Source organism: Flavobacterium chilense (genome assembly GCF_001602525.1).
Classification (GTDB): domain Bacteria; phylum Bacteroidota; class Bacteroidia; order Flavobacteriales; family Flavobacteriaceae; genus Flavobacterium; species Flavobacterium chilense.
The window spans coordinates 623,963-638,417 of sequence record NZ_LSYT01000002.1 but is presented as its reverse complement, the minus strand read 5'-3'; the positions used below and the strand labels follow the sequence as shown (position 1 = coordinate 638,417).

Genomic DNA, 14,455 nt, shown 5'->3' with positions numbered 1-14,455 from the left:
TTTAAAGTTATGTTTTAAATTTCTTAAATGAGATTTTGTATTATTACTACATTATTAAGTACTTTTGTTTCAAATTAATAAAATAATGAGCGAAAAGTTAAAATTTGCAGTAATTGGAGGAGGAAGCTGGGCCACGGCAATTGCAAAAATGTTATGCGTTAATCTTTCCGAAATTGCCTGGTATATGCGCAATGAGTCTGCAATAGAACATATTCAGAAATACAAACACAACCCAAATTATTTAAGTTCTGTTGAATTTGATACCAACAAACTCAGATTAACGAGTAATATAAATGAAGCGATTGAATACGCGGATTATATCATTTTCGCCATTCCTTCTGCTTTTTTAGATGCCGAGTTAAAAAACATGACAGTTTCTCTGGCAGATAAAATTATCTTTTCGGCAATTAAAGGGATTGTTCCGGAAACGAGTTTAATTGTTGGTGAACATTTCCATATTCAATACGATATACCTTATTACAATATTGGTGTTATTACCGGTCCTTGTCACGCAGAAGAAGTGGCACTTGAAAGACTTTCTTATTTAACTATTGCCTGCGGTGATCCTGAAAAAGCTTCTGTGGTAGCTAAATCACTTTCAGGAAATTATATTAAAGCAAAGATTTCTGATGACATTATTGGTACTGAATATGCTGCAATGCTTAAAAACATTTACGCTATCGCAGCAGGAATTGCACATGGTTTAGGATATGGTGATAATTTTCAGTCGGTTATGATGAGTAACGGAATTCGCGAAATGAAGAAATTCATCAGAAAAGTGCACAAAATGAAACGTAACATTAATGATTCGGCTTATTTAGGCGATTTATTAGTGACAGGATATTCTATTTTTTCAAGAAACAGAATGTTCGGGAACATGATTGGTAAAGGTTACACAGTAAAAAGTGCCATGATGGAAATGAGTATGGTCGCAGAAGGTTATTATGCAACTAAAAGTGCTTATAAATTAAATCAGGGTTATGGTGCAAAAACTCCTATTATTGATGCAGTATATGCTGTTTTATATGAAGGTAAAGATGCGAAATCTGTCTTCAAAAAACTGACCGAATCTTTGGATTAGTTTTTTTTAAAAGAATAGAATAAAGAAATATAGTAAGAGCCGGAAATAATTTTCCGGCTCTTTTTTTTGTATAAATCCCAAAAAATAAAAATAAAACTCTAAAGAAACGAGTCAATTAACAAGAAATATTTTATTTCAAAATACATCAAACCTACATCTTACCAAAAAAAAGTTAAGACATTACTCTTACAAAGTCATTCAAACGATATCACACTATATATCAACAACATAATCATTCTATTTAAAAACTTATTGAATATGATTTTCTCACAAATTGAGCTATTTACAGTTTTATAATTCGCTTATTTCTTGTTGCTTCACAAAGAATAATTGATAAATTCGCATTATTATTTTTATTGATTCTAATTAAACACAATGCGTTCTCTTTTATTTTTTCTTCTCATTTCGAGCACCGTTTTCTCTCAAAGAATAATTACCGGTAAAGTTGTAGATAAAGAAACCTCAGCATCTCTAATGGGTGTTTTTATTCGGGACACCAAATCTGAGAACTGGAGTATTTCTGAAAAAGACGGAACTTTTAGAATTACCATTCCGTACTACGAAGATATAGAGTTAAATTTTTCTCTTTTAGGAAAAATGGAATCTAATATAGTATTAAAAAATGACCAGAATTATATTCTTGTTACCCTCGAAGACAACACGCTTCGTTTGAAAGAAGTTGTCGTTACTGCGAATAAACAGAGGCAGTATTCTGAATTGACATTGGGTACAAATGCCATAAATAATGTTCAGGCTTTTTCACTTGATGATGTTTTACAGCAGCTTCCGGGACAAATCACAACTACTTTTGACTTAAACGGATTTAAAAATATTGCATTTCGAACCGCAACCCCTTCTTCAACTACTTATGGTATAAAAGCATTTGGAACTTCTTTTGTGATGAACGATATTCCGATATCCAATAATGAAAACATGCAGTCCTTTAATCCTAATGGCCTGACATTTGACACTTTTGGAACGAAAACGAAAACTTTTACAAACGCAAATGCGGGAGTCGACTTAAGAGAAATTTCAACTGATAATATTGAAGAAATAAAAGTTATTCAAGGAATCCCGTCTGCAAAATATGGTGATTTAACTTCCGGATTAGTTTTAATAACAACCAAAATAGGAAGTAGTCCTTATCGGGTATCTGCTTCTATAAGAGATGCAACATCAGAATTAAATTTAACAAAAGGCTTCAAATTAAATCCGAACAATTCCATGAATGTAGCCATTAATTATCTGGATTCTAAGGCTGATCCAAGAGATAATTTATTAGACTATGAAAGAATAAATGGAAACATGTCATGGCTTTATAAAAATGAATCTTCGACTATAAAAAATATTATTAACACCTCTTTTAGACTAAACCTGGACGAAGCCAAAACAGATCCGGATGATATTAATGCAGCGGTAGCCAGAAATGAAAAAAAGGGATTTTCTATTTCTGATAATTTTATGTGGAAACCAAAAAATCTATGGGTGGATGGTATAAATATAAATGGAAGTTTTAGCTATGACAGACAATTTTCAAGAAGAGACAGATGGACAAATACGACTTCTGCAGCCGCTACAGACACCTATGAAGAAGGTATTCATGAAGCTATTATATTACCAAATCAATATAACAGTGTAAATACTGTAGAAGGTATTCCTGTTTCGAGTTTTATAAGTTTAGAGGCGACAAAAGTACTCACAAATCAAGACAGGTGGGTTCATAGTTTGGTTTTTGGAGTTTCAAACAGAACAAGTAGCAACAAAGGAGAAGGCAGAAAAAATGCTGTTACAGGTTTATTAAATTTTTACGCTCTTTCAAAAAATGGAGATAGTACTTTAGGTTACAGAGATTATGCTTTTAACAATACCAAAACAGAAACTCAAATATCTGCCTTTATAGAAGACAGAATCTTTAAAAAATTTGAGAACGATCAGATTCTTAATGTTGATTTGGGTTTACGATTCGATAATCAATTAGGAAATATGTCTTTTCAACCTCGTATAAACTCTTCTCTTTCGTTTAACAAGATATTTAAAGTTCGTGGTGGATTTGGATTATCATCAAAAGCTCCTTCTCTTAATCAGCTTTATACCGGAGAACGTTATTTGGATAAAATAATTGGAAGCGGGATTTATACTTATCCGGGAATTTATCAAAAAGCCTGGATTCAGACTATTATAACGCCAGGAGACAACTTAAATCTTAAACCATCAAAATCATATCGATCTGAAGTAGGTTTTGATGTTAGCCTGCCTTTTGCACAGATGAATTTTTCAGGGTATTACAACAAGCTTTATAACGGTTTTTCAACTCAGAAAAATCCGGAATATAAAGTTATCCCAAAAGCTCAGGTTACAATAGTAGGAACTGAAATTCCTACTTATCAAATTGTGGGAACTGAAAACTTTTATTATTTCACCAATACCATTACAAACGATAATTCGTCAGAAGATAAAGGTATTGAGGGCACAATAAATTTCAGAAAAATTAATCCTTTAAATCTGGATATTAGTCTGAATGCCTCCTATGTGCACACTAAAGATTTTTCGAATGTAAAAAGTTATGAAGTTTCTACCAGTCTTTTATCACCAGAAAGATATGGAGTTTATGATCCCAGAACGAGTTTGTTTGACAATTTCACCATCAGTTCTAATTTTAATTATCATATCCCTTCTGTTGGATTGTTGATTTCGATGAGAACGGAACATATTTTACTGCGAAATACAAAATCACCTACCGCCAATTTTCCAAATGGCTACTTAGACTCTGAAATGATATATCATGAAATTCCTGTTGAAGACAGGGCAAATGTTCAAAAATACGGGCATCTAATAAAAAAGAGCACCGAAACTGAAAATAAGCTACAAAATGCCTTACACAATTTTCATTTACGTGTTTCAAAAGATTTCTTAAACGGATTCAATGTTTCATTTTATGCAACAAACTTCTTAAATCTAAAACCATATTACTATGATGATTCTGGCTTAAAAACATTATCAACCATTGCCAGTTTCTCATTTGGAACCAGACTTGAATATCAATTTTAAACTAAATATATAACATTATGAAAAAAACTGTTCTCTCTATTATAGTATTACTTGCATTAGTAATTCAATCCTGTAGCAATAATGATGAAAATGAAGCTTTAAAGCCTGTAAATTTTTCTATTTCGGTTAAATATGACGAAACATTTAATAGTCTTATTACAAAAAGCTCATCCGTTACTATTGTAAACAATGAAACAGGAAATAAATATACCGTAAAATCAGATGATAGTGGAAATGCCCAGTTCAACCAGATTTTACCGGGAGTTTATTCTGTTTCTGCCACTAAAGTTATGCAATCAGCAGAATTTACAGATACTTTTGGTTATACACCTACTGAAACCGAAATTAATTTTAACGGTTCTGCAAGCAGTGTAACAGTAAATAATAAAACAACACCGATTAATGTTGTAATGAAAACTTCTAAAGTGGGTGATTTTGTACTTAAACAAATTCATTATGGTGGTTCTGATACCCAAAAAGGAGCTTCTATAAGAGATCAGTTTATTGAAATTTACAATAACTCAAACACCGTGCAATACGCAGACGGATTATATATTGCTCAATTGTATGGTTCATTTGCTACTACAGTTTATCCGTACACTTTGGCTAACGGTCAGTATGACTGGAGTAAATCTACAGGAATGACAATTGGAAATGCAGCAAATACAGATTATGTATACGCTTCTAACATTTTTATTATTCCCGGAAACGGAACACAATATCCTGTACAACCAGGTAAAAGTATTGTAATTGCTCAAAATGCCATTAACCACAAATCTAATTATATGGATAACAATGGAAAATCAGTCAGCATTTTAAACCCTGACCTAACACTTGATCTAAGCACTGCTGATTTCGAATCATTCCTGGGCACCTATTTAGGTGACACTTACTTATATGATATTCAAAATCCAGCTGTACCAGACTTAAATATTGCATATTGGGGTAACAAGAATAAAGACATGATATTAGATACTGCAGGTCGATATGGATATGCTATTTTTAAAATGCCAAGTGCAGACTTTGCCAGCCTTAAAAGTTACAAAAACCCAAAAGGAGAAACTACTTTATACCTTCAGGTTCCAAATTCTGTAATTATAGATGGTGTTGATACTACAAAAGATTTAGGTACAAATTACATTCCTAAAAAACTAGCAACTCAAATAGACGGTGGAACTACTTATTTACCATCAGGTGCATTTTCATCTAAGTCAGTAATTAGAAAAACTAAAACAACAATTGCAGGAAGAATTATTTTACAAGACACGAATAACTCAAGCAATGATTTTGTTGAAATAACTGCAAATCCAAGAGGATTCAACTAAAATTTTCATTAATGAAAATCAACATTTTTAAAGATTTCAATATAAAAAGTAATGCTCAGGAAAACTGGGCATTACTCCTTTTATTCTTTTTTTTCTCCCCTTTTTTACAAGCACAGGATAGTATTGTTATATCCAATCATCTTACGGACTTACAGACAAAAAACCAACTGTACAGTTACCCTATTGTGTTCACGAACAAATACATTAAAGATTTTACTTTTAGTGAGGTTTCATACAAATATCAAAAAAATGAGTTTGCCCGAACACAGGTTGCAAATGAGATTAACACATACCAATTTTTAGCGCAGGGACATTATACAACAAAATCTAAGTGGAAATTATTTGGTGATTTATCGATCCAAAAAACAAATGAGAAAGATATTGGCTGGGTGCTTTCTGATGACAGGGCAGAAGATCAGGAAATTATAGCACCACACTATTTTTTTGTTCCCAGAAAAGCAAATTGGACGAATCAAAAATATTATCTAAGTGGCGGACTCTCTAAAAACATTACTAATAAAATATCAATTGCTACTAAGATAAATTACAATGCTGAAAAATTCAGCAGAAATCTTGACCCCAGACCTCAAATAATTTCAAGAAAATTAGGCGGAGAACTACAATTAGGATATCAGATAAAAGAAAATCATAAAGTTTTTACCTTAGCAGGTTATACACGTTCAGACAAAGATTTTTCATATTTATACAAAGATGATCACGCAAATGTAGAAGCTAATCCGGATACTTATCTAAGGTTTAATACCGGATATGGCAGAATTGTAAATTATTTCAAATCTAACTATTATAATAGCACTCGTTTTCTTTATAAAGATATAATTGGAAAAATTGGCTTAGGATACAGCTTTACTAATAAAAACAATACATTCACGGCTTTGTATTACAATCAGAAATCAAATGATGATTTTTACACCAGTGTTTTTGGTACAGAAGACTATGTAAGATTTAAATACGAAACCAAAACAAATCATGCTGAATTATTTGCACTACATAAATGGAACAACAAAGAATTAAAATCGACTTTTAAATATGATAACAGTAACAGCATTAACTATGATGTAAAAAGTAAAGGACATAATTACAAAAGTTCTTTAAATACAATTAGCTGGTTAACTTCTATTTCAAAGAAAACAAATACTAAAATTGATTACTTATTGGGTCTGGATGTAAAATATCAACAAAACAGTTATAGTGATGTTTTGGCTACAACTAATATCGATATCAATTCACTTAATACAGGAATTTTCGGAAGCCGTGATTTTGCTTTTGAAAAAAGTAAGCTAAACGCAACCGTAAACTTTAATATGTATTTTGCACTCCCGTCTAAATTAGATTATTATGATACGTCAGGTGGCAGTAACAGCTCCTTTTTTAACGAAGTCATCATACATGATTACGCTGTAAGCACCACAAACTATTTTGCTCCGGCAGTAAGACTTGAGTATAGTTATCCGGTAAAGAATAATAAAACAGTGGTATTTTTTACCAATTTGAGAGAAAAAATTGCCCTGAAAAAACAAAATGATTACAACGCCATTATTAATACCAATACTACTTACTGGATTCAATGTGGTGTACAATTAAATTACTAAAAATGAAAACAAAGTTTATTGCCATTGGGGTAATGGTATTTTCACTTCTTATCGTTTCTTATTCCAAAATTAACCCAACGCTTTCTATAAGCGAACTAAAAAATTTATACAGCAGTGGCGATTATACCAAATGGCCAAAACCAGAAGTAGATTCTATTGTTTACGCTCAGGGTTTTCAGGATATAGGCACTTTAGGCAAGCCTGAATTTCCTGAAGATAATCCATATACAGAAGATAAAGCCGCTTTAGGTAAAATCCTGTTTTTTGATCCGAGATTATCAAAATCCGGGCAAATTTCATGTGCAAATTGTCATGATCCGGAGTTAAACTGGGGCGACGCCAGAAGGGTTTCTTATGGAGAAGGAAGATTACAAGGCATTCGAAATTCTCCCAGTTTAATGAATATCGCTTATTCGAAAGTTTTCTTTTGGGACGGAAGAGCCAATACTCTTGAAGACCAGGCAAGCTTTCCAATAAAAGATACCAAAGAAATGAACTTTCATATCGATTTAGCCACCAAAAGGCTGAATAAGATAAAAGGGTACAGACCTCATTTTAAAAAGGCATTTGGCAAAGAAAAGCTCACACAGGAAGAAATTCTAAAAGCCATTGCGACTTTCGAAAGAACTTTAATCAGTCCGAAAAGCAGGTTCGACAAATTTGTTGCAGGAGACTCTACACAGTTAAACAATAAAGAGGTTGAAGGTTTGCATTTATTTCGTACCAAAGCACGTTGCATTAATTGCCATAATACCGCTAATTTCTCTGATAATAAATTCCACAATATAGGCCTAACGTATTACGGACGAGAATATGAAGATTTAGGACGCTATAATGTAACCAAAAAAGCCGAAAATGTAGGTGAATTTAAAACCCAGTCTTTACGGGGAGTTGCGCAAAACGCACCCTATATGCACAATGGTTTGTTTCCTAATATTCGAGGTGTCCTGAACATGTACAATGCCGGAATGCCTCAACCCAAAAGAAAAGAAAGCCAGCAAAATGATACTTTGTTTCCAACCACTTCTAAGCTGATACAGAAATTAAAACTGAACGCATCAGAGCTGGATGCACTAGAAGCTTTTATTAGTAGTTTATCAGCCGGAGCTTATAAAATGCGCCCACCGGAATTACCACAATAATTTTTTTTAAGAAACAAGAGAATAGAGCAAAGAGAATAGATTTCTGTACTTTGAGAATAAAAAAAAGAGAAAAGAGTCAAGACTAATTAAATTTCGTCTTGACTCTTTTCTCTTTTATCTATTTTTCTAAAGTCTATTCTCTTTACTTCACCATAATTCCTTCAACAAACAAAATAGGCACTTCTTCTGTATTGTTTTCATCAATGATGTTGGATTTAAAGATAAACTTCTTATCGTATAAAGTATTACCTATAAAGAAAGTAACCATAAATTCGTTATTAAGCGATAAAAGGCTTTTTTCTACCAATTCTATTTTTACTACTGAAACAGCAGGAACTTCAACAAAAGCATGACGTAAAACGGATGTTTTTTTCATTTCGCCATCTATAGTTCCAAATGCTTTTGAAACGACCATAACGCTGTCTAAATTAAAGTCACTGTCGTTTACAAGATAAGCATACCATACTTTCTCCATAAAATCATCACTCCATTCCTGAACTGCTGCCAGAAATACGTTTTCTACTTCGGGGATTGTTATATCTTTTTTCATAATCTGAGTAATTAATAAAAAGTAAATAGTGATTAGAAAGAAAACTTCTCACTAATCACTATTTACTAATATCTTTATTTTTAAATATTTGCTTTGAATTGCTCTAAGAAACGAACATCATTTTCGTAGAACATACGGATATCGCCAATTTGGTATAAAAGCATCGCAATACGCTCTACTCCCATTCCAAAAGCAAAACCATTGAATTCGTCCGGATTGATATCACAGTTTTTAAGAACGTTTGGATCAACCATTCCGCAGCCTCCAATTTCTAGCCAGCCAGTTCCTTTTGTAATACGATAATCTGTTTCGGTTTTTAAACCCCAATAGATATCAATTTCGGCACTTGGTTCTGTAAATGGAAAGTATGACGGACGCAAACGAATTTTCGATTTTCCGAACATTTCTTTGGTGAAATAAAGCAAGGTTTGTTTCAAATCAGCAAACGATACATCTTTGTCAATATATAATCCTTCAACCTGATGGAAAATACAGTGCGAACGTGACGAAATAGCTTCGTTACGAAATACACGTCCCGGAGAAATAGTACGAATTGGCGGTTTGTGATTTTCCATGTAACGTACCTGAACAGATGATGTATGCGTACGCAACAACACATCAGGATTGGTCTGGATGAAAAACGTATCCTGCATATCACGTGCCGGATGGTATTCCGGTAAGTTCAAAGCGGTAAAGTTATGCCAGTCGTCTTCGATTTCCGGACCTTCAGAAACGTTAAAGCCAATGTTGGCAAAAATATCTATGATTTGATTTTTAACAATCGAAATTGGATGACGAGAACCAATAATAACCGGTTCTGCAGCACGTGTTAAATCACCAAAAACTCCTTTTATCTCCTGTTTGCTTTCCAGTTCTTCCTGAATAACACGAACTTTTTCTTCGGCAACAGCTTTTAAAGTATTAATTACCTGTCCAAAGTCTTTTTTCTGGTCGTTTGGAATGTTCTTGAACTCAGCAAAAAGCTCTCTTAACAAACCTCTACTACCTAAATATTTAATACGGAATTGCTCTAAAGATTCTTTGTTTTTATCATTAAAGGCTTTGGCTTCCTCTATATGTTGTTTTATCTTGTCTATCATTTTCCTTCAATAATTGAAGCAACAAATTTAAGAAATTTGTTCCAAGTATGGTGTTTAAAGTTTAAAGTTTCCTTTACAAGTCATGATATTCAATCTGCGACTATTTTATCAGACTTATTTTGCTTTCGATTTCCTGCACTCTTTTTAACCAAAAATCTATTCCTTCCTGATTTTTAATAATTTCTTTTTTAGATTGAGACGAAACCCTGCTTAATTCGTACCAGTTTTTCTGATAGTCTTTTTCTCTCTCCTGTTTATTGACTGGTTCTGTTCTGGAACGCCAAAAATCCATATTTTTAAGATATGTCTCTTTCTTGTCTTCAAAATATTCGATTAGTTTTTCCTTAGAATTAGGGATGTAGCCCGGACCACTACAGCCACAGGAATGAAAAGCAATCCCAACCGAATATAAGCTTTTGATGTGTTCCCAACTTTTGAGATCATCTTTTTTGGGCGATTCAAAATCGAGTCCCATATTCGCCATTAAATCCCCACATTGTGGACATTTGGCTTCTACAACTGATTTCGCGCCTCTTTCTATATCATTCATCAATCTTCTCTTAAATGTCTTTCGACAATTAAAACAAGCGTAATGTGGTTTATAGGAAACCATTGCATATCTGCACATCTCTTTTTTATCTGTTTACCGTTAATCAGTTATTAAAAACTGAAATCATGAAATAAAACTACTCGATCAATTTTCTTTCTAAAAAATAATTCACAATCGCTTCTTTCATCAAAACGGATTGTTCTCCTGCTTTTAGTGATGGTAATTCTTCTTTGACTTTGTAATGTGGCCAGCCTTCGGCATCAAAAAAATCAAATTCATAAAATCCGTATGGTTCTAATAATCGACAAATGGCGATGTGCATAAGGTTTAATTTTTCATCTTTTTTGAATTCGCGGTGCACTTTTCCTAGTTCCTGAACTCCAATAAGGTAAATTATGGCATCTAAATCTAAGTCTTCTCCTTGCGAAAACTGATTAGATAGTATATCGACGAGCTTTTCCCATCGCTCTTTAAGTTGTATATCTCTGGACATTAATGTGATTTTAGATTGTTGATTTTAGGTTGCTGATTGCTGATTTGAGATCTTCTATAATCTAAAATCTGCGATCTGAACTCTAAAATTAGATTTGCAAAGATACGGCTTCAAACTTAAACACCTTAAAAAATTCAACACTTAGGAATATCAATTTAAATTTATCAAAAAAGTGCTTCATTAAAAGACTGAAACCTTTGCTTCTTTGAATCTCTGAACCTAAAAAATAATTCGTTTATATTTGCGCCTTAATTAAAACGAAAACAGAAAACATGAGTTTTTTTGATATTATTGTTGGTGCCCTTTTAGCTTTCAGTTTATACAAAGGCATCAAAAATGGGCTTTTTGTAGAGGTAGCTTCTTTTATTTCTTTATTGCTGGGAATTTATATTGCGATTAAATTCTCTTCTTTTATGAAGGAACTGATTATGAAACATGTTTCCTGGAACCCAAACACGATTCAGGTTACCGCTTTTATCCTGACTTTTATTCTGGTGGTTATTGGCGTTTATTTCCTGGCTAAAATCCTTACCGGAATTGCTGATTTTGCTTTTCTGGGATGGGCAAATAAACTGGGTGGAGGTTTTTTCAGGATTTTAAAGACCATTTTGATTCTGAGTATTTTTATTGCACTGTTTGAGAAAATAAACTTCAACCATACTTTTGCCAAAAAAGAAACTTTAGATCATTCGATTTTTTATAATCCGATAAAAAAAGTAGCTGCTTTTGTGTATCCTTCGATTGAAAAATGGTATGATACCTTTAAAGAAGAACATTCTGAAAAAACAGAAGAAAAGTAACAAAACACTAAAAATAATTCTATTACCTGGAAAAACAAAGCCCGGCAGTTTTTAAACTATTTTAGGTTTTGTTTTTAATCTATTATATAAGTTTTAAAAGTCCCAGCGGGGCAATATATTTATAGAAATTTAATCGCGCGATTGCAAAAGAGCTTCAGCGGAGCGAAACATATTGCGTTTTTTTATATCGCTCCGCAGGAGCTTAATATTCTTGACATTAATTGTTTTCTATAAATATTTTGCTTCTCCGAAGCTCTCCATTAAAAACAAATCCAACAGATTTTTAAAAACTGTCGGATTTTATCAAAATTGCGTTTATAATTATTTTACCAGTTTACTTCTAGCTTTTCTCCTTTTTTTAATGTGACATTTTGTTTTTTATCTCCATTAATCAAAGTTGTTTTCCCTCCGGTTTTTGAAGAAATGGTCGCTTTTTTCAGCATTTTATTCTCCCAACTCATTTCGATTTCAAATCCGCCCCGGGCACAAATACCGCTTACAGAACCGGTTTCCCAGGCATCTGGTAAAGCAGGCAATAATCTGATTTCGTTTTCGTCTGATTGAACGAGCATTTCGGCAACGGCTGATGCTCCGCCAAAATTCCCATCTATTTGAAATGGCGGATGCGCATCGAATAAATTAGGATAGGTTCCTCCTCCTCTTCTTGGTTTATCTGTTTTCTTTCCGTCAGGATCTACATATCTCAATAATTCTCTGTACATTTTGTATGCGCGATTTCCGTCCCAAAGTCTTGCCCAAAGATTAATACGCCAGCCTTTTGACCAGCCTGTCGTTTCGTCGCCTTTGATTTCTAAAGTCTTTTTTGATGCTTCGGCTAAGTCAGGGGTTTTCTCCGGTGTGATATGATTTCCAGGGAAAAGTCCGAATAAATGCGATTGATGACGGTGTTTGGGTTCTTCGTCATTCCAGTCAAAATACCATTCCTGCAAATTCCCTTTTTTACCAATTTGATAGGGATGAAATTTAGAAAGTGCTGTTTCTAGCTTTGTTCTGAAATCGGCATCGATATTTAAGACTTTTGACGCTTTTATCGTTTTATCGAAACATTCTCTTATCATGGCTAAATCAGCAGTTCCGCCATACATTGTAGCACCAATAAATCCATCTGGTGCAATGTATTTATTTTCAGGAGAGGTTGATGGTGATGTAATCAGATTTCCGTTTTTATCGGTAATCATCCAGTCCAAAAAGAATTGCGAAGCTCCTTTCATAATCGGGTAACCTTCGGTTTTTAAATAATTCTTATCTTGTGTAAAAACGTAGTGCTCCCAGATATGTGTACTTAACCAGGCTCCTGATAACGGCCAGCATGCCCAGCTTGGATCTTCTTTTCCAAAGTTTCCAACCGGATTGGTCATTGCCCAGATATCTGAATTGTGTGCCGAAGCCCAACCCTGATTTACACCATAAAAAGTCTTTGCCGTAATTTTTCCTGTTACCGAAAGGTTTTTGATAAAGCTTAAAAGCGGCAAATGCATTTCTGAAAGATTAGTGTTTTCAGCCAGCCAGTAATTTTCTTCCAGATTGATATTCATGGTATAATTACTGCTCCAGGGCGGATTTAAATATGGATTCCAAATGCCTTGTAAATTTGCCGGAACACCCAATGTTCTGGAACTGCTGATAAGCAAATAACGTCCGAAATTGAAATAGAGGATTTCCAGATTTTTATCTTCTTTTCCGTCAGCATATCTTAATAAGCGTTCGTTTGTTGGTAAATCCGGTGCTGTTGTTTTTCCTAAATCTAAAGTTACTCTGTTGTAATATTTTTGATAATCGGCAACATGAGCTTCTTTTAGTTTATCGAATGGTTTTGCAAACGCCTTGTTCAGGTTTTGCAATGCAATTGATACATCGTCTAGTCCTTCTGTTGCAGGATTTTTGTCAAAACCATTAAAACTTGTGGCAACAGACACATAAACATAGGCTTCGGTTGCATCTTTTAGCGTTAATGTTTCTCTGGAACTCGTAACTTTTCCATCTGTTTTTTTGATTTGGATCAGAGTTGTAAATCTTGTTCCTCTTTCTTTTACCTGCAGGTATTTTGGCTGAACCGGATATCCTGCATTTTCATGAATTGGAGCAGAGCCGGTCATCACCAGAATATTATTTCTTACTTCGACATTTGATTTTAGTAAACTCTTTAAGTTAAGATCAAAATTTAAAGCTCCTTTTTGATCAGCCGTGAATTTGATTACCATGATTTGATCCGGAGCTGACACAAAATATTCCCGTGTATATTTTATACCTGCCATTTCGTAACTAACTTTTGAGATGGCGTTTGAGATATCCAGTTCCCGATGATAGTTTACAGCTTTTCCTTTCTCGGAATTATTGATTTCTAATGTTCCTAAAGGTGCAAATGATTCAGAGTTTTTGCCTTCAATTTTTTTATTGAGCTCTTCGGCTAGTTTATAATTTTCATTTTTAAGCGCTTCACGAATTGCCGGAATATTTTTGTAGGCTTCCGGATTCATATTGGCATTTACGGGTTCACCAGACCAAAGCGTGGCATCGTTCAGATAAATTTTATCTGCGTTAACACCGCCAAAAACAGTTGCTCCGAGTTTTCCGTTGCCCAAAACCAAACTTTCTTCAAAATATTCGGCAGGCTGATTGTACCATAAAACATGACTGGATTGCGCTGAAATGTTTATATAGTAAGATGTGAAAAGTAAGATGAGAAATGTTTTTTTGATGAGGGCTGAATTCATTTTTTTATGCATTTTAATGTT

At 33.6% G+C, this 14,455-nt stretch carries 11 protein-coding genes; 6 read left to right on the top strand and 5 right to left on the bottom strand.

The genetic code is table 11. From position 1 onward, the window contains the following. Positions 1 to 85: 85 nt before the first annotated feature. From A4F88_RS07775 to A4F88_RS07755, 5 genes are all read left to right on the top strand, one after another. Positions 86 to 1,081, top strand: coding sequence for an NAD(P)H-dependent glycerol-3-phosphate dehydrogenase (locus A4F88_RS07775; RefSeq protein ID WP_068842002.1), 996 nt, complete (start codon positions 86 to 88; stop codon positions 1,079 to 1,081). A gap of 375 nt (positions 1,082 to 1,456) precedes the next feature. Beyond that, a complete protein-coding gene (locus A4F88_RS07770; RefSeq protein ID WP_068842001.1) occupies positions 1,457 to 4,129 on the top strand; it encodes a TonB-dependent receptor in 2,673 nt (890 codons plus the stop codon). A gap of 17 nt (positions 4,130 to 4,146) precedes the next feature. Continuing rightward, positions 4,147 to 5,454, top strand: coding sequence for a DUF4876 domain-containing protein (locus tag A4F88_RS07765; RefSeq protein WP_068842000.1), 1,308 nt, complete (start codon positions 4,147 to 4,149; stop codon positions 5,452 to 5,454). An 11-nt stretch (positions 5,455 to 5,465) separates the two neighbouring features. Next, a complete protein-coding gene (locus A4F88_RS07760) occupies positions 5,466 to 7,064 on the top strand; it encodes a DUF6850 family outer membrane beta-barrel protein (protein WP_068841999.1) in 1,599 nt (532 codons plus the stop codon). Between the two features lie 2 nt (positions 7,065 to 7,066). Further along, a complete protein-coding gene (locus tag A4F88_RS07755; RefSeq protein WP_068842328.1) occupies positions 7,067 to 8,206 on the top strand; it encodes a cytochrome-c peroxidase in 1,140 nt (379 codons plus the stop codon). A gap of 142 nt (positions 8,207 to 8,348) precedes the next feature. Here A4F88_RS07755 and A4F88_RS07750 read toward each other — a convergent pair whose 3' ends face one another. The 4 genes from A4F88_RS07750 to A4F88_RS07735 form a co-directional block, all read right to left on the bottom strand. Next, positions 8,349 to 8,756: a hypothetical protein gene (locus A4F88_RS07750; RefSeq protein WP_068841998.1), complete on the bottom strand. Its 408-nt coding sequence runs from the start codon at positions 8,754 to 8,756 to the stop codon at positions 8,349 to 8,351. An 80-nt stretch (positions 8,757 to 8,836) separates the two neighbouring features. Next, positions 8,837 to 9,856, bottom strand: coding sequence for a phenylalanine--tRNA ligase subunit alpha (gene pheS, locus A4F88_RS07745; RefSeq protein ID WP_068841997.1), 1,020 nt, complete (start codon positions 9,854 to 9,856; stop codon positions 8,837 to 8,839). A gap of 100 nt (positions 9,857 to 9,956) precedes the next feature. Continuing rightward, on the bottom strand, positions 9,957 to 10,406 hold the full coding sequence (locus A4F88_RS07740) for a hypothetical protein (RefSeq protein ID WP_233173294.1): 450 nt from the start codon (positions 10,404 to 10,406) through the stop codon (positions 9,957 to 9,959). Between the two features lie 136 nt (positions 10,407 to 10,542). After that, positions 10,543 to 10,899 (bottom strand): hypothetical protein, encoded by a 357-nt coding sequence (locus A4F88_RS07735; protein WP_068841995.1) that lies wholly within the window; start codon positions 10,897 to 10,899, stop codon positions 10,543 to 10,545. Positions 10,900 to 11,171: 272 nt separating this feature from the next. Between A4F88_RS07735 and A4F88_RS07730 the strand changes: the two genes are divergently transcribed. Beyond that, positions 11,172 to 11,699 carry a CvpA family protein gene (locus A4F88_RS07730; protein ID WP_068841994.1) on the top strand — a complete coding sequence of 176 codons (528 nt, stop codon included), beginning with the start codon at positions 11,172 to 11,174 and terminating at the stop codon, positions 11,697 to 11,699. A gap of 326 nt (positions 11,700 to 12,025) precedes the next feature. Here A4F88_RS07730 and A4F88_RS07725 read toward each other — a convergent pair whose 3' ends face one another. Then, complete coding sequence (locus A4F88_RS07725; protein ID WP_068842327.1) at positions 12,026 to 14,434, bottom strand: glycoside hydrolase family 95 protein; 2,409 nt, start codon at positions 14,432 to 14,434, stop codon at positions 12,026 to 12,028. Between the last annotated feature and the right edge of the window lie 21 nt (positions 14,435 to 14,455).